Source organism: Stenotrophomonas sp. TWI1149, from assembly GCF_039673155.1.
Lineage (GTDB): Bacteria > Pseudomonadota > Gammaproteobacteria > Xanthomonadales > Xanthomonadaceae > Stenotrophomonas > Stenotrophomonas maltophilia_AA.
Genome location: NZ_JBDJLB010000006.1, coordinates 231,449 through 256,439 on the forward strand (window position 1 = coordinate 231,449; position 24,991 = coordinate 256,439).

Here is a 24,991-nt window from a genome sequence, read left to right on the forward strand (position 1 = left end):
GACTCCTCGCCGTTGACGTTGACGTTGACGATTGAACCGAACCCTGCTGCCCTGCCCCTTGCGGTGCGCCCGGCGCTTCACTAGCCTTCGCCGGTCTGTCACCACCCAAGGATGTGCCCGTGAACCACCGCCCGCTCCTGCTGGCCCTGGCAGTCAGTGCTGCCGCACTGACGCTGGCGGCCTGCCAGAAGGAACCGTCCCCCGCCGATGCACCGGCTGCGGGCGCCACCCAGTCCAAGGAAACCGCGGACCAGTTCATCGCCCGCGTCAACGCCGAGTACAAGGCCATGTACCCGGAAATGACCTCGGCGCAGTGGCTGTCCTCCACCTACATCAATGACGATTCCGAGCGCGTCGCGGCCAAGGCCAACGAACGCTGGCTCACCGTCCTCAACGGCTGGATCACCCAGGCCGGCCAGTACGACGGCCAGCCCATGAGCGAAGACACCAAGCGCCAGATCCACCTGCTCAAGCTGATGACCTCCATGCCCGCCCCGCGCGACCCGGCCAAGCTCTCCGAGCTGACCCGCATCGCCAGCCGCATGGAAGGCGCCTACGGCTCCGGCAAGTACTGCACCGACGAAGCCAACCCGCAGACCTGTCGCCAGCTCGGCGATCTGGAACAGGTGCTCGCCCGCAGCCGCGACTACGACGCGCAGCTCGACGCCTGGCAGGGCTGGCACGGCACCACCAAGCCGATGCGCGCCGATTACGAACGCTTCGTCAGCCTGGTCAATGAAGGGGCCAAGGAAATGGGCTTCGCCGACGCCGGCCAGATGTGGCGCAGCGGCTACGACATGCCCGCCGACCAGATCGGACCGGAAACCGACCGCCTGTGGGACCAGGTCAAGCCGATGTACGAGCAGCTGCACTGCTATGCACGTACCAAGCTCGACGCCACCTACGGCAAGGACAAAGCCGAGGTCAACGGCGGCCTGATCGCCGCGCACCTGACCGGCAACATGTGGCAGCAGGACTGGTCCAACCTGTGGGACCAGCTGGAACCGTACCCCGGCGCCGGCAACCTGGACATCACCGCCGCACTGGAAAAGCAGTACCAGACCAACCTCAGCGGCGCGTTGGCCAAGGCCGGCAGCGGCGCGAACGTGGAGGCGCTGTACAAGGCGCAGCGTGAGGCCGAACTGCGCACCGCCAAGCAGATGACCGAGCGCGCGCAGGACTTCTACGTCTCGCTCGGCATGCCGGCCCTGCCGAAGTCGTACTGGGACAAGACCCAGTTCATCAAGCCGCTGGACCGTGATGTGGTCTGCCACGCCAGCGCGTGGGACATGAACATGGACGGCGACGTGCGCACCAAGATGTGCATCAAGCCCAACGAAGAGAACTTCACCACGATCTACCACGAGCTGGGCCATATCTATTACGACCTGGCCTACAACCCGCTGCCGCCGTTGTTCCAGGGCGGCGCCAACGACGGCTTCCACGAAGCGATCGGCGACACCATCGTGCTCGCGATGACGCCGCAGTACCTCAACTCGATCGGCCTGGTCGACACGCCGCAGGAAAGCCGCGAAGCCACCATCAACGCGCAGATGCGCATGGCCCTGAGCGGTGTGTCGTTCCTGCCGTTCGGCCTGATGATCGACCGCTGGCGCTGGGGCGTGTTCGACGGTTCGATCACCCCGGACCACTACAACCAGGCCTGGTGGGACCTGAAGGCCAAGTACCAGGGCGTGGCCCCGGCCAGCGCGCGCGGTGAGGAATTCTTCGACGCGGGTGCCAAGTACCACGTGCCGGGCAACACCCCCTACACCCGCTACTTCCTGGCGCGCATCCTGCAGTTCCAGTTCTACAAGGGCCTGTGCGATGCGTCCGGCTACAAGGGCCCGCTGCACCAGTGCAGCTTCTACGGCAACAAGGAAGCCGGCCAGAAGTTCTGGGCGATGCTGAGCAAGGGCGCCAGCCAGCCGTGGCAGGCCACGCTGAAGGAAATCACCGGCGGCGACAAGCTCGATGCCGGCCCGATGATCGAGTACTTCACCCCGGTCAACGAGTGGCTCAAGCAGCAGAACCAGGGCCAGATGTGTGGCTGGCAGGCTCCGACGGCCGCGGCTGCACCGGTGGCCCCCAAGGCACCGTAACGGCTGCCGCCGGGGCCCGCCCGGCGACAGCGGTAAAACGAAAAACCGGCCGCAAGGCCGGTTTTTTTATGCGCACATCGGGGACTGCAGCCGGGGGACGGGCACGGCCACCCAACGCATCCGCGCAGGGCGCGGCGTTATGACTTCGGTTTCAGGGCTGCCGCCAGCTCGACCTTGAACTGCTCGAAATCCATGCCGTCCGCTTTCGCCTCGGCATGCGCGGCGTCCTTCAGTGCATCCGAATACACCAGGCGCACCGGCGTTCCCTGGCGTTCGTGCAGTTCGGCGGCCTGCATGATCAGGGCCAGCACCCGCGCCGCGCTCGGCGTCTGGCCGGCGATGCGACCATCCATGCCCAGCACCCACTCGCCGTCCCGGCGGACGATGCCGGCCAGCAGCGTGCGCTGCTGGTCCCGCAGTTCGGCATGCGGCTCAACCGGCGTGGCGGTGGCCTGCTCGCGGTTGGCGGCCTGGGTTTCGCGGCGCCGGCGGATGTCGCGGCGCAGTTTGGAGGTGGTCGACATGGGAAAATCCGGACTGCGTCAAAGCGCCAAGGATACCGCACGGCCCCTGGCGGGCCTGTGCGGCAGGGGGGTCACTCGATGGGCGTCAGTACTTCACGGCGGCGCTCGGCGTGCCGCTCCCAGTACCAGAAGCTGCCACCGATGGCGAAGAACGCCGCGTAGCCCAGGGCCAGATGCAGGGGGTTGCTGCTGAGCATCGGCGAGACCACGCCGGCCACCACCGTGTTGATCATCAGCTGGATGAACATCTGCATGGACGAGGCCAGGCCGCGCTGATGCGGATACATGTCCAGCACGGCCAGCGCCAGGATCGGGAAGATCAGCGCCATGCCGACACCGCCCAGGAAGATCGGCATCACCGCCCACGGCAATGCGATCTGCGGCACCGACACCACGTAGCCGAAGTTCAGCAGCGCCGAGACCGCGCACAGCGCGAAGCCGATCGCGATCTGCCGCTGCGGCACGATCCGCCCGGCCATGCGACCGGACAGGAACGAGCCCACGGTCATGCCGCCGATGGTCGGAATGAACAGCCACGCAAAGCCGCCCTCGCCCAGTTGCAGGTGCTGCATCACGAACACCGGCGCCGAGGCGATGTACAGGAAGATGCCGGAGAAATTGAACGCACCGGCCGCGGCCAGGCGCAGCAGGCGCGGGTTGGATCCCATGCGCGCGTAGCTGCGCAGCAGTTCGCGCATCGACAGCGGCGTGCGTGCTTCCACCGGGTGGGTTTCGGGCAGCCACTTGCTGGTGGCCAGCAGCAGCACCACGCCGAACAGCACCAGGAACCAGAAGATCAACGGCCAGTCGCCGCCGCCCAGCAGGATCCAGCCACCGATGATCGGCGCGATCGCCGGCGCGACACCGAAGATCATCGAGACCTGGCTCATCAACCGCTGCGCATCGGCACCGTGGTACAGATCACGGATCACCGCGCGGCCCACGATCACGCCGACACCGGCGGTCACGCCCTGCAGCGCGCGGAACACCAGCAGCGTGGTCATGTCGCGCGACAGCGCACAACCAATCGAGGCGCCGATGAACAGCACCAGCCCGCCGATGATCACCCGCCGGCGGCCGAACGCATCCGAGAGCGGGCCGTGCGCCAGGCTCATCAGGCCGTAGAACAGCAGGTACACGCTGATGGTCTGCTGCACCGCGACCTGGTCCACCTGCATGCGGTCGCCCAGCAGCAGGAAGGCCGGGAAAATGGTGTCGATCGAGAACGGACCGAACATCGCCAGGCCTGCAAGCAGCAGGGCCAGACGGCGGGTCGAGGGTGAGGCGGGCGTCATGCGGGCTTCCGTCAGCGGCCGTGCGCAATGCGCGGCGGGCGCCAGCCCGGTACGGGCGGCGCCAGATGAATACGAGGATCCAGCGATCATAGGCCTTTGCCGCGCCCGGCACCATGCCCGGGGGCACGTTTCCGGGGTTCGGATGGCCCCGTATTCATGTGCTGGAAAGGCCCAGCGGCCGAAAGCGCTGGGCTATAATCGCCGGGCTACATGGTGGGAGAAGCGGACACCCGCTGCCGAAGGCGCAACGCCCGTAATCGCTCAGGCCCGATACCACCCGCATCAAAACTCTGGAGAGACCGGCGAATGCCGGCGCCGAAGGGGCACGAAGCACGCAGATGCGCGCTTTTAAACTCTCAGGCAAAAGGACAGAGGGGCACCCAGGAAGACCGCAAGGTCCGGTGGATCGCTGTCGCCCGCGACGCGCCCTGGCCCGACCGCCTTCCGAACGTGCGTGCCCACTCTCCGAGATGCCAGCCATGTCCCAGAACACCCCCTCCCTGCGCGAGCTTGAACACAGCCACGCGTTCGTCGAACGCCACATCGGCCCCAACGACGCCGAAATCGCGCAGATGCTCGACGTGGTCGGCCACGCCTCGCTGGACGCGCTGACCGATGCGATCGTCCCGGCCGGGATCAAGTCGCCGGCACCGCTGGACCTGCCCGAGTCGCTGACCGAAGTGCAGGCACTGGCCAAGATCCGCGCCATCGCCGACAAGAACCAGGTCTTCCGCACCTTCATCGGCCAGGGCTACTACGGCACGCTTACCCCGAACGTCATCCTGCGCAACGTGCTGGAAAACCCGGCGTGGTACACCGCCTACACCCCGTACCAGGCCGAGATCTCGCAGGGCCGCATGGAAGCGCTGATCAACTTCCAGACCCTGTGCGCCGACCTGACCGGCATGGAGATCGCCAACGCCTCGCTGCTGGATGAAGCCACCGCCGCCGCTGAAGCGATGACGCTGGCCAAGCGCTCGGCCAAGTCGAAGTCGGACACCTTCTTCGTGCACGACGCGGTGCACCCGCAGACGCTGGAACTGCTGCGCACCCGCGCCGAGCCGATGGGCATCGTGCTGCGCGTGGGCACCCCGGCCGAGGCGATGGACGCCGAAGCCTACGGCGTGCTGCTGCAGTACCCGGATACCTTCGGCCATATCGGCGACTACAAGGCGCTGGCCGATGCCGTGCACGCGCGCGGCGGCCTGGTCGCGGTGGCGACCGACCTGCTGGCGTTGACCCTGATCGCCGCCCCCGGCGAATGGGGCGCGGACATCGTGGTCGGCAACTCGCAGCGGTTCGGCGTGCCGTTCGGCTTCGGCGGCCCGCACGCCGCCTTCATGGCCTGCCGCGATGCGTACAAGCGCTCGATGCCGGGCCGCCTGATCGGCGTCTCGGTCGATGCGCAGGGCAATGCCGCCTACCGCCTGACCCTGCAGACCCGCGAGCAGCACATCCGCCGCGAGAAGGCGACCTCCAACATCTGTACCGCCCAGGTGCTGCTGGCGGTGATGGCCTCGATGTATGCCGTGTACCACGGTCCGGAAGGCCTGACCCGCATCGCCCGCCGCACCCACCGCCTGGCCGCGATCCTGGCCGCTGCCCTGCGCAGCGCCGGCGTCAACGTGGGCGAGCACTTCTTCGACACCCTGCACGTCAAGGACATCGACGCCAAGGCGATCCACGCCAAGGCCGCCGCGGCGCGCATCAACCTGCGTGCGATCGACAGCGACGCGGTCGGCATCAGCCTGGATGAAACCGCCACCCGCGCCGACATCGTCGCGCTCGGCCAGCTGTTCGGTGCGACCGTCGACGTGGACGCACTGGATGCGGCCACCGCCGATGCGTTGCCGGCCGATCTGGTGCGCACCAGCGCCTTCCTGACCCACCCGGTGTTCAACACCCACCACAGCGAACACGAACTGCTGCGTTACCTGCGTTCGCTGGCGGACAAGGACCTGGCCATGGATCGCACCATGATCCCGCTGGGCAGCTGCACCATGAAGCTCAACGCCACCGCCGAAATGATCCCGGTGACCTGGCCGGAGTTCGCCAACATCCATCCGCTGGCCCCGGCCGACCAGGCCACCGGCTACAAGGAACTGATCGACGGCCTCGAAGCGATGCTGGTCGAGTGCACCGGCTACGACGCGGTCAGCCTGCAGCCGAACTCCGGTGCGCAGGGCGAATACGCCGGCCTGCTGGCGATCCGCGCCTACCACCGCTCGCGCGGCGAAGGCCACCGCGACGTCTGCCTGATCCCGGATTCGGCGCACGGCACCAACCCGGCCTCGGCGCAGATGTGCGGCATGAAGGTCGTGGTGACCAAGACCGATGCCAACGGCAACGTCGACCTGGACGACATCCGCATCAATGCGGAGAAGTACAGCGACCGCCTGGCCGCGCTGATGATCACCTACCCGTCCACGCATGGCGTGTTCGAGGAAGAGGTGGTGGACATCTGCGAGATCGTGCACAAGCACGGCGGCCAGGTGTACACCGACGGCGCCAACATGAACGCCCTGGTCGGCGTAGCCAAGCCCGGCAAGTGGGGCTCGGACGTGTCGCACCTGAACCTGCACAAGACCTTCTGCATCCCGCACGGCGGCGGCGGCCCGGGCGTCGGCCCGTGTGCGGTCAAGTCGCACCTCGCCCCGTTCCTGCCGAAGGTGCTGGGCGGCGAAGGCGATGTCGGCATGGTCAGCGCGGCCAGCTTCGGCAGCGCCTCGATCCTGCCGATCAGCTGGATGTACATCACGCTGATGGGCACCGCCGGCCTGCGCAAGGCGACTCAGGTCGCCCTGCTCAACGCCAACTACATCGCCAAGCGCCTGGCCCCGCACTTCAAGACCCTGTACACCGGCCGCAACGGGCTGGTGGCACACGAGTGCATCCTGGACGTGCGTCCGCTGGAGAAGACCTCCGGCATCGGCGCCGAGGACGTGGCCAAGCGCCTGATCGACTTCGGCTTCCACGCTCCGACCCTGAGCTTCCCGGTCGCCGGCACGCTGATGGTGGAACCGACCGAAAGCGAATCGCTGCACGAGCTGGATCGCTTCATCAACGCGATGATCCAGATCCGCGAGGAAATCGCCGCGATCGAAGACGGCCGCCTGGATCGCGAGGACAACCCGCTCAAGCACGCCCCGCACACCGCCACGGCGGTCTCGGCCAGCGAGTGGGCCCACGCCTACCCGCGCGAGCTGGCGGCCTTCCCGCTGGCCAGCCTGCGCCAGCAGAAGTACTGGCCGCCGGTGGCGCGCGTGGACAACGTCTACGGCGACAAGAACGTGATGTGCGCCTGCATCCCGGTCGATGCGTACAAGGAAGACGAGGGCGTGGAGGTCTAAGCCCTCCTGCCCTGAGGCAACAGCAGACGGCCCGCGCAAGCGGGCCGTTTTTGTTATGGGCTGCTGCCGACTCCCCGCCTCCCGACTCCCGGTTCCCGCGCGCTTTTGAAGGAGAGCGGCCCTCAGATTCTGCAGGCTGGGCGGGGGTGTGTGGGTTCGCGGGACACGCCGTGAATCCATCCATGGAGGCTCATGTCGCGCCATCCATGGCGCTCATGGTCCCGCCAACCCACACACCCCCGCCCCTCGACAGTGGGTCGGGCGCCTATGAGAAAACAAACGCAGATGCTGCGCGACGGAGACGAGCGTCAGTACGTCATGCAGTCGTCGCGTCACGTTGCAGTCAATCACCTAGGCATCAGCATCAGCATCTGCATCGACGTTGGCGTTGGCGTTGGCGTTGAGCACTGAGCATCGTGCGTCGTGCGTCGTGCGTCGTGCATCGTGCATTGAGCGCTGAGCGCTGAGTATCCAGATTCGAGAAGCGAGCAGCGCAGCGCCAGCTTGGCTGCGTTCTGCGTTGGGCTTTCCCTTGCCCACCAGCCCCCTGTCAAAGGGTGGGCACGGGTGGGTTGGCGGGACCGTATGCCGCCATGGATGGCGGCATACGAGCTTACATGGACGTACTTGCAGCGGGTCCCGACAACCCACCCGTGCCCGCCCAAGCGAGCGGAGGCTTAAACCTGCGGCTGTTGGCTGTTGGCTGTTGGCTGTTGGCTGTTGGCTGTTGGCTGTTGGCTGTTGGCTGTTGGCTGTTGGCTTTTGGCCGTTGGCTGTCGGCCGTCAGCTGCCCCGACCAGCACGCACCCGACGCGAAATCTCACTGCTCGCCGCAATCACCACCGTCAGCGCCGCCATCGACAGGAACTGCACCCGCGTGTGCGCCTCGGACAGCAACAGACCGAAGATCAGCGCCAGCACCCCCAACCCGAACACCGTCAGATACGGATACCCTGCCATCCGGAACGGCAGACGCGTCCCATCGCGGTTCGCACGATGGCGCAGGATCAACTGGGACAACAGCGAAATCGTCCACACCAGCAGACACGTCGAACCCACGATATTGAGCAGCACCGGCAGCACCTTGTCCGGGAACAGCAGCTCCATCACCGTCGCCGCGAAACCGAACAGCACACTGGCCAGCACCGCGATGATCGGCACCTGGCGCGGGTCGGCCCAGCCCAGCACCGCCGGCGCCTCGCGACGCTGCGCCAGCGAATACATCATCCGCGACGCACCGTAGAGATTGGCGTTCAACGCCGACAACAGCGCGATCACCGCGATCAGCGTGATCGCCGTCGCCGCGCCCGGAATCTTGGCCGCTTCCAGCACCGCCGCGAACGGCGACTTCAGCGCCTCGCTGGTCCACGGCACCACCGCGATGATCACGCTCAACGAGCCGATGTAGAACACCAGGATGCGCCAGGCCACGGTGCGGATCGCCCGGGCGATGCTGCGCTCGGGATCCTCGGTCTCGGCCGCGGCCACCGCCACGATCTCGGTGCCGCCAAAGGCGAATATCACCACCAGCAGGGCCGCGCCGATGCCGGCCAGCCCCGTGGGCATGAAGCCGCCGTGCTCCGTGAAGTTGCGCAGGCCCGGCGAGGCCACGTCCGGCAGCCAGCCCATCAGCAGCGCCACGCCGATCAGGATGAAGCCGACGATCGCGGCGACCTTGAGGATCGCAAACCAGAATTCGAACTCGCCGAAGTTCTTCACTCCGAGCAGGTTGATCGCGGTGAAGAACAGCATGAAGGCCAGCGCCGCCATCGGGACCGGAATCGCCGGCCATACCGTGGCGAGCAGGCCGGCCGCACCGACCGCCTCGGCGGCGATCACGATCACCAGCTGCACCCACCACAGCCAACCCACCGTTGCGCCGGCGGTGGCCCCCATCGCGTCGGCGGCATACACCGAGAACGCACCGCTGGTCGGCTTGGCCGCGGCCATTTCGCCCAGCGCGTTCATCACGATGATCACCAGCGCGCCGGCGACGAGATACGACAACAGGACCGCCGGGCCGGCGGCCTGGACACCCACACCGGAGCCGAGGAACAGGCCGGCGCCGATCGCGCTGCCCAGCCCCATCATGATCAACTGGCGGGGCTTCAGCGCGTGCCCGAGGCGGGCAGCGGCGGGCGGAGTGGCGGGAGCCGGAGTCTGGGATGCGGGCATCGGAATCGATTGGCGGGCAACAAGTGCGACACCATACCCTGTCGGCCGCGCGGCGGCATAGGCCGGAAGCCCCTCCCCGCCTCAGGCGGCGGCGCGCTCGCCGATCTGGGCGCGGTAGGCCCGGGGCGACAGCCCGACTTCGGCCTTGAACTTGCGGGTGAAGGCACTCTGGTCGGTGAAGCCGCAGGCCTGGCCGATGCTGGCGATGCTGTCCGGGCCATGCAGCAGGTGCACCGCCATCTGGATGCGCAGGCGGGTCAGGACCTGCTGCGGGGTCATCTGGAACACCTTGCGGAAGGTGCGCTCCAGCTTGGACAGCGAGAATCCGGTGATGTCGAGCAGGGTCTGCATGCGCACGTTCTCCGCGTAATGCGCATTCAGATGGGCAAGGGCCAGGCGCAGCTGTTCGTACTGGGTGCCCAGGCTGTCCTTCTGCCCCAGGTCGCGCGAGATCCCGATCAGCCCGCGGATCTGCCCGTCGACCAGCAGCGGCCGCTTGCAGGTCAGGCACCAGCCCGGTTCGCGGTTGGCGAACAGATGCAGCTCCATCAGGTTCTCGATGACCTTGCCGGCCAGCACCTGTTCGTCCTGGGTCGCGTAATCCGCGCCCAGCCCGGTGGGATAGATCTCCGCCGCGGTGCGCCCGATCACCTCCTTGCGCGACTTCAGGCCGAGCCGGCGCAGCATGGTCTGGTTGATGTGCGTATAGCGCCCGTCGCAGTCCTTCATGAAGAACAGGACGTCGGGGATCGCATCAAACAGGGCTTCGATGTCGGCGGGTTCAACGCGCATGCGGCTGGGAAACACAGGAGAAGACGCGCCCAAGGATACCTGCCCGGGCCCCGCCCACACAGCCGCCGGACGCGGCATGTGAAGCGCGGGTGCAAGCAGGGCCGCGTATTCGCACCCTCGATTAACGCCCCGGCCGCCAGTGTGAAGCGATCCCCTTCCCGCCAGCTCCCGGAGTCGCCTCATGGCCGCCAGCAAGAAAAGCACCAAGAACGCCCCTGCACCCGCCACCGATGTCCGCGGCGAGGGGGATGAACTGCACCAGCGTGCGGGCAACGGCCACCCGGTGCTGACCACCAACCAGGGCATCCCGGTCGGTGACAACCAGAACTCGCTGCGGGCGACCCCGCGCGGGCCGACCCTGCTGGAAGACTTCATCCTGCGCGAGAAGATCACCCACTTCGACCATGAGCGCATCCCCGAGCGCATCGTGCATGCCCGCGGCAGCGCAGCGCACGGTTACTTCGAGCTGACCCGCTCGCTCGGCGAGTACACCCGTGCCCGCATCCTCAGCGAAGTGGGGGTGCGCACCCCGCTGTTCACCCGCTTCTCCACCGTGGCCGGCGGCGCCGGTTCGGTCGACACCCCGCGCGATGTGCGCGGCTTCGCGGTGAAGTTCTATACCAAGGAAGGCAACTGGGACCTGGTCGGCAACAACATCCCGGTGTTCTTCATCCAGGACGCGATCAAATTCCCGGACCTGATCCATGCCGTGAAGATGGAGCCGGACCGCGCCTTCCCGCAGGCGGCCAGCGCGCACGACACCTTCTGGGACTTCGTGTCGCTGATGCCCGAGTCGATGCACATGATCATGTGGGCGATGAGCGACCGCACGATCCCGCGCTCGCTGCGCACCATCGAAGGCTTCGGCATCCACAGTTTCCGGCTGATCAACGATGCCGGCGAATCGACCTTCGTCAAATTCCACTGGCGGCCGAAGCTGGGCATCCAGTCCACGGTATGGGACGAGGCGGTCAAGCTGCAGAGCGCGGACAACGACTTCCACCGGCGCGATCTGTTCGAGGCGATCACCGCCGGCGACTTCCCCGAGTGGGAGCTGGCCGTGCAGCTGTTCAGCGAGGAACAGGCCGAATCGTTCCCGTTCGACCACCTGGATTCGACCAAGATCATCCCCGAGTCGCTGGTCCCGCTGACCGTCATCGGGCGCATGGTGCTGGACCGCTGGCCGGACAACTTCTTCGCCGAGACCGAGCAGGTCGCCTACTGCCCGGCCAACGTGCCGCCGGGCATCGATTTCAGCAACGATCCGCTGCTGCAGGGGCGCCTGTTCTCGTATCTGGATACCCAGCTCAGCCGCCTGGGCGGTCCGAACTTCCACCAGATTCCGGTCAACGCCCCCAAGTGCCCGTTCGCCAACCACCAGCGCGACGGCCACATGCAGATGAACATCCCGAAGGGGCGGGTTGCCTACGATCCCAGCTCCCTGCAGGGCGACACCCCGCGCGAAACCCCCGACGGTTTCCCCAGCCACGCCACCGCGCCGGATGATGGCCGCAAAGGCCGCGTGCGTGCGGAGAGTTTCGCCGATCACTACAGCCAGGCCCGGATGTTCTTCCGCAGCCTGGAAGCCCCGGAGCAGGCGCACCTGGCCTCGGCACTGGTGTTCGAGCTGTCCAAGGTGGAGACGGTCAAGGTGCGCGAGCGCACCGTGAGCCACCTGCGCAACATCGACGAGACGCTGGCCAAGCGCGTGGCCGACGGCCTGGCGATGCCCGCCCTGCCCGAGCCGGCCGCCACGCAGACCCCGGCGCAGGATTTCCCGAAGGCGCCGGAAGTGCGCATCATCGGCCGCACCAAGGACCTGCTCAAGGGCCGCTGCATCGGCATCCTGTTCGACGAGGGCTCCGATGCGGCGCTGATCGCCAACCTGCGCAAGGCCGCCGACAAGGCCGGCGCCAGCGTCAAGCTGGTGGCGCCGAAGATCGGTGGCGCCAAGCTCAGTGACGGCAAGACGCTGGCGGCGGACGGTCAGCTGGCAGGCACGCCGTCGGTGATCTTCGATGCGGTCGCCGTCGTGCTCAGCAATGACGCGGCCAAGAAGCTGAGCAGGGAGTCGGCCGCGATCGACTTCGTCAGCGACGCGTGGGCGCATCTGAAGGCGATCGCCGCCGACGACGGTGCACAGGCGCTGCTGAAGGTGGCCCGCGTCGGCAACGATGCCGGCGTGGTCGAGGCCGAGGATGCCAAGGCCTTCCTCGCTGCTGCCGCCACCCGCCAGTGGGCCCGCGAACCGAAGGTGCGCACGCTCGCCTGAGCGCTCCCCCTCTTTGACAGTAGACAGGAGAACTGCCATGCCCCGTGGTGACAAATCCAGCTACACCGACAAGCAGAAGCGCCAGGCAGAACATATCGAAGAAAGCGAGAAAGAGAAGGGCCGCAGCGAGACCGCCGCCGAGCGGATCGCCTGGGCCACCGTCAACAAACAGGATGGTGGCGGCAAGAAAAGTAGCGGCGCGAAGAAGTCCACCAGGAAGACAACGAAAAAGTCGGCGGCAAAGAAGGCCCCAGCCAAGAAGGCGGCCGCGAAGAGTGCGGCAACGAAATCAGCGACAAAGACGACCAGGAAGGCAGTAAAGAAGACGGCGAAGAAAGCGACGAAGAAGGTCGCCAAGAAGGCGACAACGAAAACCGCCGGAAAGAAAACCGCGAAGAAAGCAACAAAGAAGACGGCAACAAAGAAAACAGCAAAAAAAGCAGCGAAAAAAACCGCTAAAAAGACGACGAAGAAGACGGCCGCCCGCAAAGCGGCCCGGAGCCAGCGCTGAGCATCAGCAGCTCGCTCGCTCGCAGGTCTACCGCGTGCTGTTCCAAGGCAGCACGCGGTACCGCCAATGCTGCGTTCATCGCGGTTCCGCTGCTGCGGACGGCGCCAGCGGTGTCTGCAATGGTGCGACCTTTGCCGCAACGGGCTTGCCCGGCACAGGCATCGACTGCAGTCGACGGATCGAGCCGATCGGCACTGCTTCGGCGCGCCGCTGCTCCGGCCACCACAGGAACACGAAGGCACTGCTGGATCCCAGCAGTTTCGCGGTGCCCGGAAGCGCCGCCGCGTCATCACCGAGCACGACCTGCACCGACGTACCGCCCCGGCCCTCGAGGATCTTCTCGGCCGAGCTCAGGGCATACAGCGCCGCGCCGAATGCCATGAAGCAGACCACCGCAATGCACATACCGGTCAGCGGACGCAGCCCGGAGAATTCCCAGTTCATCCACGGCGACTCCGAGAACAGCATCCGCCATCCCCAGTGCCGCGCACGCAGGCGTGCCACCCTGGCCGGGTTGCGCCGCCGCAGTGTTTCCGGCCAGCCCAGCAGCACTGCCAGCAGCGCCCCCAGCAGCAGAATCAGGACGTAGGCCGGATCGCGCAGCCCGGCGACCAGGAAGTCGCTGACCTGCAGGTAGTCCAGGATCGACAGCCGGAACTTGAAGTAGAAGAAGTAGCTCGACCACAGCCCCAGCAAGGAAAGGAACACGTAGCCCGCACTCACCATCAGCGCCGGCTCCTGCCGCAGCAGGCGCCAGATGACTGCGACCATCGAATCTTCATTGCCGTGCGTGACCGGCAGCAGCGACCAGTCGGTCGGTGCCTGATCATCCACCGGTGCCCGCGACTCACCGCCAGCGGTGGTCGCGATGCCCGCCGGTACGTCACCGTGGATGCTGCCCTCGTCCCTGTTTCCCATGCGCCCCTCCCCCGTTCGGCAGAGCATCGCGTACTTTTGCGGTCGACGGAAGCGGGCCGGCCCCCGGCGCCACGCCCTGCGTGGGGCAGCCCTGAGCGCGGCCTTATTGCACGCTGAAACTGGCGACCGTAGCGTGCTCGGTGCCTTCGATGCGCAGGTCGATGGCGAAGCGGTCGCACAGCCGGTGCACGATCGCCAGGCCGAGCCCGAAGCCGGCACTGCCCTCCCCTTTCGCGAAGGGCCGCACGATCGCGTCGGGGTCGCCTGCCGGCGCCGTGTTGCGGATGCGCAGCCGTCCGGCTGCGACGTCGATGTGCACCTCCCCGGCCCGCGTGTGCGCGAATGCATTGCCCACCAGATTGGCCAGCAGCATGTGCAGGACCGGACCGGGCACCGTCAGGCGCGCGTCGCCGGGCACATCGACCCGCACCGCCACCGGCTTGCCCTCCAGCAGCGCCGCCTGCTCGACCACCACCTGTTCCAGCACCGGCAGTACCGCCAGCGGCGTCGCGTCCCGTTCCACGTTCTCTTCGCGGGCCAGCGTTAGCAGAGTGATCACGGTCTGTTCGAGGTGACGCGCGGACTGTTGTACATGGTCGAGCTGCAACCGCCCGGCCGCAGACAGCCCCGGTTCGCGGGCCAGCTGTTCGGTCGCGCTGCGGATCACGGCCAATGGCGTGCGCAGCTCATGGCTGGCATCGCGGGTGAACGCATGTTCGCGTGCAACGAAGGCGCGCACCTGCCCGCTCAGCCTGTCCAGGCCACGGGCCAGCACACCGACCTCGTCATCGGGGAAATCAGCCGCGAACCCGACCGGCAAACGATCCGGTGCCATGTCATCCACCAGTGCCGCGAGTTTCGACAACGGCCGCGTGGTACGTCGCGCCAGCCACGCACCGGCCAGCACGGCGACCACGACCACGGCCACGCCGGACCAGGCCAGCAACGCCAGTATCTGGCGGCGCATCGGCCGGACCACCAGCTGCTGGCTGACCTCGGCGACCAGCCACCCCGGTGCACCGGATCCGCCCGGCTGCAGCGCACGCAGGTGATAGTGCCGTTCCTCGGTGCCGGCGATCTCGCGGCGCCACGGCTCAGTATCGAAGGCGACCTTGAGGTCCGCCGGGAACGTGGCAGGGCTGTCGTGGATCGTCATGAAGGCATTGCGCGGCGGCGACCACGTGCCACTCGCAGCCCGCTGGTCCAGCTGCTGCCGTGCTTCCTGTTCGAGCATCGCCTCGAAGAAGCGATCCTCCACGCTGTACACGAACACCGCCACGTACAGGCCGAACAGGCTGGCCACCGCGAGCGCGAACACCGAGAAAGCCAGCATCAACCGGTTGCGCAGGCCGTGCACCGGTGCGGTCATGCGTCGGCCTCCAGCTTGAAGCCGACATCGTGCACGGTCTTGAGCATCGGCCACTCAAACGGCTTGTCCAGGGCCTGCCGCAGCAGGTAGAGATGCGAACGCAACGGGTCCGACGGTGGCGCCTCATCGCCCCAGAGACGGCGGATCAACTCGCTGCGGGTCACCGTGCGCGGCCAGGCTTCGGCGAGCAGCACCAGCAGCCGATAGGCCGTCTGCGGCAACTCGATCGTCTGCCCACCGCGGCAGACGGCGCCGCTGCGGCGGTCGATGCCGAGCGACCCGATGCGCAGCACGTGCCCGTCGCGTCGGCCGTGCCGATGGGCCAGCGCCAAGCATCGCGCCAACAGTTCCTCGCCGGCGAACGGCTTGACCAGGTAGTCATCGGCACCGGCCTGGAAGCCGATCAGTTTGTCGCCCAGCGTATCGCGCGCGGTCAGCATCAGGATCGGGATGTGGCGGTCGGCCTGTTCGCGCAGATGACTGCACACGCGCAGGCCGTCCATGCCCGGCAGGGTCAGGTCCAGCACCAGTACGTCGGGCGGTTCGTCCAGCGCCATCTGCAGGCCGCTGCGGCCATCGGCGGCAAAGGCCACGCGATGGCCACGCGCCTCCAGCAGCGTGGCCATGCCGGCGCGCAGCGCCGGGTTGTCCTCGATGACCAGGATGTGCAGGCCGTCGTGCATCGGGTCAGCCTTCGATCGTGGCCTTGAGCTGCTTAGCTTCGGCCATGTCCGGGTGGGATTCCAGCAGTTTGCCGAGCACGCTGCGCGCCTGCGCCACCTCGCCCAGCCGCCAATGTGCCTGCGCGATGCCCAGCGGCAGCTGCGGCTCGCTCATGTAGGGCGCAGCCAACTGCATGATCGCCAGCGCATCGCGCACCGCGGCATCGTCCTGCGCGGCCTGCAGCTGGTAGTAGCCGAGCACCCCGATCAACTGGTCGTGATAGCCGGTGCGGTCGCTGGCCAGCGTGCGCCTGACCGCGTCGCCCTCGCCGTCGAGCAGGCGCTGCACCAGCGCCATGCTGGCTTCATCGCGCCAAGGGGTGCGGGCGACCGGGGTGCGACCGATGGCGCGCACGATCGCTTCGGCGACCGCGGGCGTGGAGTACGGGTTCTGCCCGGTGATCAGCCGACCGTCCACCACCAGCTTGGGCATCATCAGCGGCGCCTGCTCCCAGTGCGCACCGCGCTCACGCAGCGCGGTTTCCAGCAGGAACGGGAACTCCTTCGCCCAGCGTTTGCCGAACACGCCCTCCTCCGCGTTGGTGAAGCCGGTCATGCGGCGCCCGGCGACCAGCCGGGATCCGTTCGCCTGCCGCACCTCCACCAGCGCCGCCGGGCCATGGCAGACCGCCGCGACCACGCCGCCGCTGTCGTGCACCGTGCCCAGCAGAGCGCGCAGTGCGCCATCGGTGGGCAGGTCGAACATCGCGCCCTTGCCGCCGACCACGTAGACCGCCGCGTAGTCGGCCGCGCTGAGCGTCGCGGTGGCGCGGGTATCGGCCAGCAACGCGGTCGCCGCCGGATCGGCCAGGACCCGCGCGTTGAACGGTTCCTTCGGATCGAATCTGTCGGCTTCCACCGGCCCGCCACGCGGGCTGGCGACCTGCACGGCCAGGCCGTTGTCGCGGAAGATCAGGTAGGCCTGGGCGAACTCGTCCATCTCGAAGCCAGGCCGGGTCTTGCCGTGATCGCGTCCTTCGCCGCTGACCACGATCAGCACCGTATCGGACGCCGCGGGGTGGGCGTGCAGTGTCGGGACGGCCAGCAGCAGGGCCAGGACGGCACCGGTGCGGCGCAGCAGGGACAGCATCATGAGCGGCACTCCTTGGGAAGTGACCCCAGCCTGCCGCGCGGATGTGAAGCAGATTTCAAGCCGGCGCCGGCGTGCACACAGCTGAACAACCCGGCCGCCGGGTGCCGTGTCGATGGCTCCCTCGGCCCGAAGATGCGAAAATCCCTCCCCCTCCAGGGCAGGCCCCGCGCCCGCCGATTCCCGAGATACCGTGAAGACCCCCCAAGGCTTGCAGGCGCTGATCGACGACGGCGTGATCGATGAAGTGCTCCGCCCGCTCAAGAGCGGCAAGGAAGCAGCGGTATACGTGGTCCGCAGCGGCGACGATGTGCGCTGCGCCAAGGTCTACAAGGACATGGCCCAGCGCAGCTTCCAGCAGCGCGTGCAGTACCAGGAAGGCCGCAAGGTCCGTGGCAGCCGCGAAGCGCGCGCCGTGGGCAAGGCCAGCAATTACGGCCGCAAGCAGCAGGAAGCGGCCTGGAAGAACACCGAGGTCGATGCGCTGTACCAGCTGCGCGATGCCGGCGTGCGCGTGCCCGAGCCGTATGGCTACTTCCATGGCGTGCTGGTGATGGAGCTGGTCACCGATGCCGAGGGCTATTCCGCCGCGCGCCTGGGTGAGGTCGAACTGAGCCCGGAACAGGCGCGCGCATTCCACCAGATCCTGGTCCGCCAGGTCGTGCGCATGCTGTGCTGCGGGCTGATCCACGGCGATCTGTCGCCGTACAACGTGCTGGTCGGCCCGGAAGGCCCGGTCGTGATCGATTTCCCGCAGGTGGTCAGCGCGGCAGGCAACAACGCCGCACGCACGATGCTGCTGCGCGACGTCAACAACCTCACCGCCTACCTCGGCCGCTGGGCGCCGGAGCTGCTGGAGACCTGGTACGGCGAGGAGATGTGGGCGCTGTTCGAGGCCGGCGATCTGCTCCCGGACAGCGTGCTGACCGGCGAGTTCGAGCAGGATGAAAGCACCATCGACCTGGACGGCGTGCGCCACGCCATCAACGATGCGCGCGAAGAAGCGCTTATCCGCCAGCAAGGTCGCGAAGCCGCCGAAGAAAACGACGACTGAGCGGGGCACGCCGCTGCGTCGGGCGGCTGGATCGGCATGAAAAAAGCCCCGCCGATGCGGGGCTTTTCCGTCCAACTCAGCGCGCAGGTGCCGTCACGCGGCCTGCAGTGCCCCCCGGCGCCGCAGGCCTGCCGCGGGGTCCTCCAGCGTGAACACCGCCACCGATTCGGTCAGTGCGTGCGCCTGCTGCTCCAGCGCGCGGCTGGCGGCGGTGGCTTCTTCGACCAGCGCCGCGTTCTGCTGGGTCACCTGGTCCATCTGCACGACCACCTGGTTGACCTGCTCGATGCCGGCGGCCTGTTCCTTGGTCGCCGCGGCAATGTCGCTCATCAGCTGATTGGTGCGCGAGCTGGCCTGGGTCAGGCGGGCGATCGCCGCTTCGGACTGCACGGTGACGCTCAGTCCGGTCTTGACCTTGCTGCTGGACTCATCGATCAGGTCTTTGATCTCCTTGGCCGCCGTGCCGGCGCGCTGCGCCAGCGTGCGTACCTCGGTGGCCACCACCGCGAAGCCGCGCCCGTTCTCACCGGCACGCGCCGCTTCGACGGCCGCGTTCAGGGCGAGGATGTTGGTCTGGAAGGCGATGCCGTCGATCACCGAGGAAATCTCTCCGATACGCGCCGAGGACTGGTCGATCTCGCTCATCACCGCGGCCATCTGCGCGATCGCCTGCTCGGTCGCCTTGACCGCCGCACCCGCCGCATGGGCTTCATGGTCGGCCTGGTTGGCCAGCTCGGCGTTCTGCCGGACCGTGGAGGTCAGCTCCTCCATCGAGGCCGCCGCTTCTTCCAGGTTGGCTGCCTGCTGCTCGGTACGGCGCGACAGGTCATTGTGGCCCGCCGCCAGTTCCTGCGCGGCATCGTTGATGCTGCCGGCCGCGCCCTGGATCTGCTGCACGATGCCGGTCAGCTGCACCGCGGTGACGTTGGCATCGTCGCGCATCTGCGCAAAGACACCTTCGTACCGGCCGTCCATGCGCGAGGTCAGATCGCCGGTGGAAATCGCGCGCAGTACCTGCGACAGGTCCGCGATGCTGGCCTGCGAGCTGGCCATCATCCCGTTGAGCTGGGCGACCATCGCGCGGAACTGGAACTGGAACGCCGGCTCGTCGCCGCGCACGGAGAAGTCGCCGGCACGGGCGGCCGAGGCCAGTGTCTCGATCTGCTGGTTGATCGCCATCAGGCTGGCCTTGACGGTGGCCATGGTGGTGGTCAGCACGGCCTTCTCGCCCGGGTAGCTGTCCAGATCACGGCTCAGGTCGCCGATCGCGTAGCGCTGCATCACCTCGACCATATGGAACTCGACGGCCACGTGCGAACCGACCAGCTCGTTGGTGGCGCGGATCATCCGGCCGAAATCGCCCGGGAAGGCCGTTTCGTCCATGCGATGGCTGATGGCACCGGCCTCATGCTGGCGGGCCATGTCCAGCTGTGCGGTGATCGCGCCCTGGACACTCTGGCGGACCGTGGCCATCGCGTTGCCGAGCTGGGTGATCTCATCGCGACCGCCCAGATGGACGTCATGGGCCAGATCACCCTTGGCCATCCGGGTGGCCAGGCCGACGGCGCGGGCCAGCGGACCGGTCAGGCTGCGGCCGATCAGCACGGAGGCGGCGATGCCGACCACCAGCGCGATCGCGCCCAGCACCAGCAGCTGCAGCAGGGTCCGCTCGCCGAGCCGGATCGCTTCGGCAGCGGCCTCGCGGCTTTCCTTTTCCTCGTAGACCACACCCTCGCTGAGCGCCTGGTTCCAGCCCTTGGCGGCGGCCTGCACGGCGCCCAGGGTGAGGGCCGTGGCAGCGGCAAAATCGCCCTGCTGCAGCTGTTCGCTCATCTGCTTGTTGAGCGGACGCGCCACCGCGCGGGCGGCCGCGATGGCGTCGCCGACGGCCTTGTCTTCCGGCTGCGCGGGCAAGGCCTGGTAGGCGGCCCAGCTGGCTTCATAGCGCGCGACCAGCGCGGCGATGCGCGCCTCATCCTCGGCCAGACCGTCGCCCTGGCGGATCAGCATCTCCCGGCGCACGACCATCATCTGGTTGTTGGCATCGAGCATGTCCGAGAGCAGCCGCACCTTGGCCACGTTGACCTCGACCACCTGCTGCATCGCGCGCTTCTGTACCGCACTCCCGGTGGCGCCGGTGGCGACCACGGCCGCGACCAGCAGCAACAACAGGCCAAAGCCCATACCTAGACGCCAGACGACGCTGACGTTCCGCAAAAATTCCATGAGACATCCGAAAAACGTGGGGGGGTGGGCTGGTATCGGCGGCAGTGGCAGCGCCTTGACCGACGGCCGTGAGCCCGCTGTGAATGGATTCACATAACGTCGGCGTTACCCTCGCGTCGCCGCTCAGCCCCCCGTCAGGCTTTTCACGGCAAGTGCGCACGCCCGGCAGGCATGGTGGAAACACGTTCCCGCTGGAGTTGCCGATGTCCCTTCGCCTGCACCGTCTCGCCCGCCTCACCGCGCTCGCCCTCGCCCTGGGGGTCTCCTCCGGTTGGGCGGTCGCACAGACGGCACCCGCGCCCGCCGCGATCCCGGACGCCGACGCGACGCCGCTGGCGACCGGTCCACGCTCGGATCTGCATGCGCAGGTGCTGCTGGACCGCGCGCACTTCTCCCCCGGCCAGATCGATGGGGAGCGCGGCTCCAACCAGAAGCGCGCCGTGGCCGGCTTCCAGGCCGCCCATGGCGTCAAGGTGACCGGCGAACTGGACGATGCCACCTGGCAGGCGCTGCAGCCGGATGCCGCCCCGCCCCTGGTGCGCTACACGCTCACCGCGGAAGACGTGGCCGGTCCGTTCCAGCCGGTGCCCAAGGGTCCGGCCGCGCAGGCCAAGCTGAAGACCCTGGGCTTCGGTTCGATCGAAGAAGCGCTGGGCGAGCGCTTCCATGCCTCCCCCGAGCTGTTGAAGACGCTCAACCCGGGCGTCGACCTGGGCAAGGCCGGCAGCGTGATCCAGGTGCCGAACATCGCGGCCGCCCCGCTGCCGAAGGCCAGCAAGCTGGTGATCGACAAATCCGACTCCACGCTGCGGCTGTTCGATGCGGACGGCAAAGTCTACGCGCAGTTCCCGGTGTCCTCGGGCAGCAAGCACGACCCGCTGCCGATCGGGAAATGGAAGATCCTGGGCATCTCCCGCGATCCCACCTTCCACTACAACCCCAAGCTGTTCTGGGACGCCAAGGCGGGCGACAGCAAGGCGGTCCTGCCGCCGGGCCCGAACAATCCGGTCGGCGTGGTCTGGATCGACATCTCCAAGCCCCACTACGGCCTGCACGGCACGCCCGAACCCGGCCATGTCGGCAAGACCGAATCGCACGGCTGTGTGCGCATGACCAACTGGGATGCGCTGCAGGTCGCCGCTGCGGTCGACGCCTCGGTGCCGGTCGTGATGCAGGAGTAATGGATGAAGACCTTTCGACTACTGGCAGTAGGACTGGTAATCGGCGTGGTCGGGTACTGGCTGCTGGGGCCGGGCCCCTCATCCCGGCTTGGCGCCGCCGAACCGGCCAAGGTGGGATCGGCCACCAGTTCGGCCCGCGCTGCGCTTGATGCCCCGCCGCCACCGGCGCCGGCCACGACACCGGTGCCCGCCGACACCTCAGCCACACCGCCCGCGCCGGACGCGGGCGTTTCGACACCCGCACCGACAAGCGGCGCGGCGGGCGCGCTGCTGCTGCCCGTGCAGGGCATCGGTGCCGATCAGCTGCAGGACACCTTCACCGATGCGCGCAGCGAAGGCCGCGTACATGATGCGATCGACATCCTGGCGCCGACCGGGACGCCGGTGCTGGCCGTCGCCGACGGGACGGTGGAGAAACTGTTCGACAGCGTGCGGGGCGGTCTGACGGTGTACCAGTTCGAGCCGAGCGGTCGCTACTGCTACTACTACGCGCATCTGGACCGCTACGCCGACGGGCTGGCCGAGAAGAAGACGATCAAGCGCGGTGAGGTGATCGGCTATGTCGGCAGCACCGGCAACGCGAGTCCGGAGGCGCCCCACCTGCATTTCGAGATCCATGTACTGGGTCCGGAAAAGCAGTGGTGGAAAGGCGAATCGATCAATCCGTATCCGGTGCTGAAGGGACAGCAGGCGCTCTGATCAACGCGCGCCGGGGGATGCGTCCCGGATCGCCCGCGCCAGTTGCCAGGCGCGACCGCGCAGTGCATCCAGGCGCTCATTGAGTTCACCCGCGTCTGCGCGCCACTGGAAGTGGCCGTTGCTGTAATCCAGGCCCAACGCAACATCATTGAACGACCCCATGCCCCCATAGGCGCGCAGCACGCTCTCCGGCGCGCCTGGATCGCCCTGCTCAAGCTGGGTGATGACCCGCTGCATCCAGTCGGCCCAGTGGGTTTCCCCGTCGCCGCGCAACAGCGCTTCAAGCTCGGACACCACCGCATGCAACGCGCGGTCCGCGCTGCTCATGCCGGTGGTCACGTGATCGTCAGACACCCTGCGTCGCCCCTGCTGATTGGTGAGGCTGCACAGCATGCCATGGCGCCGCGCTGGCGGGCGTGGTCACTGCGGTCCGATGGACGCGGGCAACCAGTAAAACTACTGGTGCGAATGCGGGAAATTGCCGTTGCCCCGGGTATCGACGCGGCGGACACTGCGTGCTGAAGACATGCCCCACCCCTGCGGTCTGGAGACACCCGTGATGATGCTCGCGCACCGCGTTGCCCTGCTCCTTCTCTGCGGCGGAGTCGCCGCAAGTACCGCCGCGGCGCAGGACCTGCCCGCCACCGCGCCGGATCGTTTCGCGATGCTGGACCGCAATGGCGACGGCAAGGTCAGCCGCGATGAGTACGACGGAGATGCTTTCTTCCGCCTGGTCGATGCGGACCACAATTACCGGGTGAGCGTGGAGGAAGTGCAGGCGGTGCTCGGCCCGCAACGCGACGGTGAGTTGCCGGCGGCGGAACTGCTGCGCATCGCCGACCAGAATGGCGATGGCGAACTGAGTGCCGAAGAGATGCGTCGCTCTTCCGAGATGCGCTTCCAGCGCCTGGATGCGAACCGCGACGGCAATCTGGAGCTGTCGGAGCTGCGGATGGGCATCGGTCAACGATGACGTTTTCGCGGCCCACGAAGAAGCCCCGCTTGCGCGGGGCTTCTTCTTACTGCTCCACACAATGCCGGGCATGGCCCGGCACTACGCGCCTGATCAGGCGAACGGATCCTGCAGGACCATGGTGTGGTCGCGGTCCGGGCCGGTCGAGACGATGCTGACCGGGCAACCGGCCAGCTCTTCCAGCGCGCGCAGGTAAGCGCGGGCGGCCGGCGGCAGGTCGTCCCAGTTGGTGATGCCGTGGGTGTTCTCGGTCCAGCCCGGGAACTCCAGGTACACCGGCGTGCATTCTTCCCAGCCCTGCGCGTCCAGCGGGGCGTACTCGGTACGCTTGCCGCGGTATTCGTAGGCGATGCAGACCTTCAGCTTTTCCATGCCGTCGAGCACGTCCAGCTTGGTGATGCACAGGCCGCTGATGCCGTTGATGGCCACGGCGCGCTTGAGCGCGACGATGTCCATCCAGCCGCAGCGACGCGGGCGGCCGGTCGAGGCACCGTACTCGGCGCCACGGTCGCGGATGCCCTGGCCGACTTCATCGTCCAGCTCGGTCGGGAACGGGCCACCGCCGACGCGGGTCGCATAGGCCTTGGCGATACCCAGCACGTAGTCGATCGCATCGGCGCCCACGCCGGCACCGGCCAGTGCACCACCGACGGTGGTGTTGGAGCTGGTGACGTACGGGTAGGTGCCGTGGTCGATGTCCAGCAGCGCGCCCTGGGCGCCTTCGAACAGCACGCGCTTACCCTGCTTGCGCAGGTCGTGCAGGATGCCGGCGACGTCGGACTTCATCGGCTCGACGTACTCGCCGAAGGCCAGTGCTTCGTCGTAGGTCTTCTGGAAGTCGACCGCGTCGGTCTTGAGGTAATTGGTCAGCACGAAGTTGTGGTAATCCAGCGCGGTGCGCAGGAGTTCTTCCAGCTGGGCCGGGTAATGCAGGTCGGCGATGCGGATGCCGCGACGCGCCACCTTGTCTTCGTACGCCGGGCCGATGCCACGGCCGGTGGTGCCGATCGCCTTGCCGCCGGCAGCGCGTTCGCGCGCCTGGTCCAGGGCGATGTGGTACGGCATGATCAGCGGCGCGGCCGGGGAGATCTTCAGGCGCGAACGCACTTCCACGCCGGAGGTTTCCAGCTCGGCGATTTCCTTCTGCAGCGCGGCCGGCGAGATCACCACGCCGTTGCCGATCAGGCACAGCGCGTCTTCACGCAGGATGCCCGACGGAATCAGGTGCAGGACGGTCTTCTTGCCATTGATGACCAGCGTGTGGCCGGCATTGTGGCCGCCCTGGAAGCGCACGACAGCGCCGATTTCCTCGGTGAGCAGATCGACGATCTTGCCCTTGCCTTCATCGCCCCACTGGGCACCCAACACGACAACTGACTGACCCATGACGGGTAACTCCTGGTTTTTGTGCGGCCATCGGGGCCGCGGGTTTGGGACCATGCCGGGGGGGCCGATCAGCGCGGGGTGGCGGGCTCCAGCGGGGAGCGCGCCGACGCTGGGGTACCCAGACACGGAAAAAGCCGGACGAGTGACTCTGAAACAGAGTGCCCGTCCGGCTTTTGTGCATTATCCGGGTTTCCGGTGGCCGCTGCCACCCCGGCCGCGGGCGGACTTCACCGGCCGGTCAGGACCGCCGCGGAATGGTGCCGGCCAGCGGCCGGTTCCAAGGCGGTAGTGGCGGGGGGCGGGGGGGGGGGGCGCGCGCCCCGCGGCCCGCCGCCCCGCGCGCCGCCCCCGA

At 67.6% G+C, this 24,991-nt stretch carries 19 protein-coding genes and 1 riboswitch; of the genes, 8 read left to right on the top strand and 11 right to left on the bottom strand.

The genetic code is table 11. From position 1 onward, the window contains the following. Positions 1 to 119: 119 nt before the first annotated feature. A complete protein-coding gene (locus ABE424_RS09320) occupies positions 120 to 2,102 on the top strand; it encodes a M2 family metallopeptidase (protein WP_346478669.1) in 1,983 nt (660 codons plus the stop codon). A gap of 137 nt (positions 2,103 to 2,239) precedes the next feature. Here the strand turns inward: ABE424_RS09320 and ABE424_RS09325 are convergent, their stop codons facing one another. Continuing rightward, positions 2,240 to 2,626, bottom strand: a complete 387-nt coding sequence (locus tag ABE424_RS09325) for a hypothetical protein (protein WP_176989172.1) — start codon at positions 2,624 to 2,626, stop codon at positions 2,240 to 2,242. Between the two features lie 71 nt (positions 2,627 to 2,697). Beyond that, a complete protein-coding gene (locus ABE424_RS09330) occupies positions 2,698 to 3,921 on the bottom strand; it encodes a multidrug effflux MFS transporter (protein ID WP_346492410.1) in 1,224 nt (407 codons plus the stop codon). Positions 3,922 to 4,201: 280 nt separating this feature from the next. After that, positions 4,202 to 4,303, top strand: a riboswitch (glycine riboswitch). A gap of 88 nt (positions 4,304 to 4,391) precedes the next feature. On the opposite strand from ABE424_RS09330, the gene gcvP reads away from it, so the two are divergent. Continuing rightward, complete coding sequence (gene gcvP, locus ABE424_RS09335) at positions 4,392 to 7,271, top strand: aminomethyl-transferring glycine dehydrogenase (protein ID WP_346478666.1); 2,880 nt, start codon at positions 4,392 to 4,394, stop codon at positions 7,269 to 7,271. A 783-nt stretch (positions 7,272 to 8,054) separates the two neighbouring features. Here gcvP and ABE424_RS09340 read toward each other — a convergent pair. Both ABE424_RS09340 and ABE424_RS09345 read right to left on the bottom strand, forming a co-directional pair. Further along, a complete protein-coding gene (locus tag ABE424_RS09340; protein ID WP_346492912.1) occupies positions 8,055 to 9,452 on the bottom strand; it encodes an amino acid permease in 1,398 nt (465 codons plus the stop codon). A gap of 75 nt (positions 9,453 to 9,527) precedes the next feature. Next, on the bottom strand, positions 9,528 to 10,238 hold the full coding sequence (locus tag ABE424_RS09345; RefSeq protein ID WP_019183477.1) for an AraC family transcriptional regulator: 711 nt from the start codon (positions 10,236 to 10,238) through the stop codon (positions 9,528 to 9,530). A 181-nt stretch (positions 10,239 to 10,419) separates the two neighbouring features. Here ABE424_RS09345 and ABE424_RS09350 point away from each other — a divergent pair, with 181 nt between their 5' ends. Both ABE424_RS09350 and ABE424_RS09355 read left to right on the top strand, forming a co-directional pair. After that, positions 10,420 to 12,510: a catalase gene (locus ABE424_RS09350; protein ID WP_346492911.1), complete on the top strand. Its 2,091-nt coding sequence runs from the start codon at positions 10,420 to 10,422 to the stop codon at positions 12,508 to 12,510. Between the two features lie 37 nt (positions 12,511 to 12,547). Further along, complete coding sequence (locus ABE424_RS09355) at positions 12,548 to 13,021, top strand: HupB (protein WP_346492910.1); 474 nt, start codon at positions 12,548 to 12,550, stop codon at positions 13,019 to 13,021. 75 nt (positions 13,022 to 13,096) lie between these two features. On the opposite strand, the gene ABE424_RS09360 is transcribed toward ABE424_RS09355, so the two are convergent. From ABE424_RS09360 to ABE424_RS09375, 4 genes are all read right to left on the bottom strand, one after another. Beyond that, positions 13,097 to 13,939, bottom strand: a complete 843-nt coding sequence (locus ABE424_RS09360) for a hypothetical protein (protein ID WP_346492909.1) — start codon at positions 13,937 to 13,939, stop codon at positions 13,097 to 13,099. Positions 13,940 to 14,042: 103 nt separating this feature from the next. Next, entirely contained in the window at positions 14,043 to 15,308 is a 1,266-nt protein-coding gene (locus ABE424_RS09365) for a HAMP domain-containing sensor histidine kinase (protein ID WP_346492908.1), read from the bottom strand. Continuing rightward, entirely contained in the window at positions 15,305 to 15,991 is a 687-nt protein-coding gene (locus ABE424_RS09370) for a response regulator transcription factor (RefSeq protein WP_346492907.1), read from the bottom strand. The genes ABE424_RS09365 and ABE424_RS09370 overlap by 4 nt, the downstream gene beginning before the upstream one ends. Positions 15,992 to 15,995: 4 nt before the next feature. After that, positions 15,996 to 17,123 (bottom strand): DJ-1/PfpI family protein, encoded by a 1,128-nt coding sequence (locus ABE424_RS09375; protein WP_346492906.1) that lies wholly within the window; start codon positions 17,121 to 17,123, stop codon positions 15,996 to 15,998. Between the two features lie 190 nt (positions 17,124 to 17,313). Here ABE424_RS09375 and ABE424_RS09380 point away from each other — a divergent pair, with 190 nt between their 5' ends. Next, positions 17,314 to 18,174 carry a PA4780 family RIO1-like protein kinase gene (locus ABE424_RS09380; RefSeq protein ID WP_319212000.1) on the top strand — a complete coding sequence of 287 codons (861 nt, stop codon included), beginning with the start codon at positions 17,314 to 17,316 and terminating at the stop codon, positions 18,172 to 18,174. Between the two features lie 93 nt (positions 18,175 to 18,267). On the opposite strand, the gene ABE424_RS09385 is transcribed toward ABE424_RS09380, so the two are convergent. Then, on the bottom strand, positions 18,268 to 20,400 hold the full coding sequence (locus ABE424_RS09385) for a methyl-accepting chemotaxis protein (protein WP_346492905.1): 2,133 nt from the start codon (positions 20,398 to 20,400) through the stop codon (positions 18,268 to 18,270). A 203-nt stretch (positions 20,401 to 20,603) separates the two neighbouring features. Between ABE424_RS09385 and ABE424_RS09390 the strand changes: the two genes are divergently transcribed. Next, positions 20,604 to 21,581, top strand: a complete 978-nt coding sequence (locus tag ABE424_RS09390; protein ID WP_346492904.1) for a L,D-transpeptidase — start codon at positions 20,604 to 20,606, stop codon at positions 21,579 to 21,581. 3 nt (positions 21,582 to 21,584) lie between these two features. Beyond that, complete coding sequence (locus ABE424_RS09395) at positions 21,585 to 22,280, top strand: M23 family metallopeptidase (RefSeq protein ID WP_346492903.1); 696 nt, start codon at positions 21,585 to 21,587, stop codon at positions 22,278 to 22,280. Here ABE424_RS09395 and ABE424_RS09400 read toward each other — a convergent pair whose 3' ends face one another. Further along, complete coding sequence (locus ABE424_RS09400; RefSeq protein WP_346492901.1) at positions 22,281 to 22,634, bottom strand: hypothetical protein; 354 nt, start codon at positions 22,632 to 22,634, stop codon at positions 22,281 to 22,283. A gap of 205 nt (positions 22,635 to 22,839) precedes the next feature. Between ABE424_RS09400 and ABE424_RS09405 the strand changes: the two genes are divergently transcribed. Beyond that, positions 22,840 to 23,253 carry a hypothetical protein gene (locus ABE424_RS09405; RefSeq protein ID WP_346492900.1) on the top strand — a complete coding sequence of 138 codons (414 nt, stop codon included), beginning with the start codon at positions 22,840 to 22,842 and terminating at the stop codon, positions 23,251 to 23,253. Between the two features lie 93 nt (positions 23,254 to 23,346). On the opposite strand, the gene ABE424_RS09410 is transcribed toward ABE424_RS09405, so the two are convergent. Next, positions 23,347 to 24,639, bottom strand: coding sequence for an adenylosuccinate synthase (locus tag ABE424_RS09410; RefSeq protein ID WP_088432983.1), 1,293 nt, complete (start codon positions 24,637 to 24,639; stop codon positions 23,347 to 23,349). Positions 24,640 to 24,991: the final 352 nt, after the last annotated feature.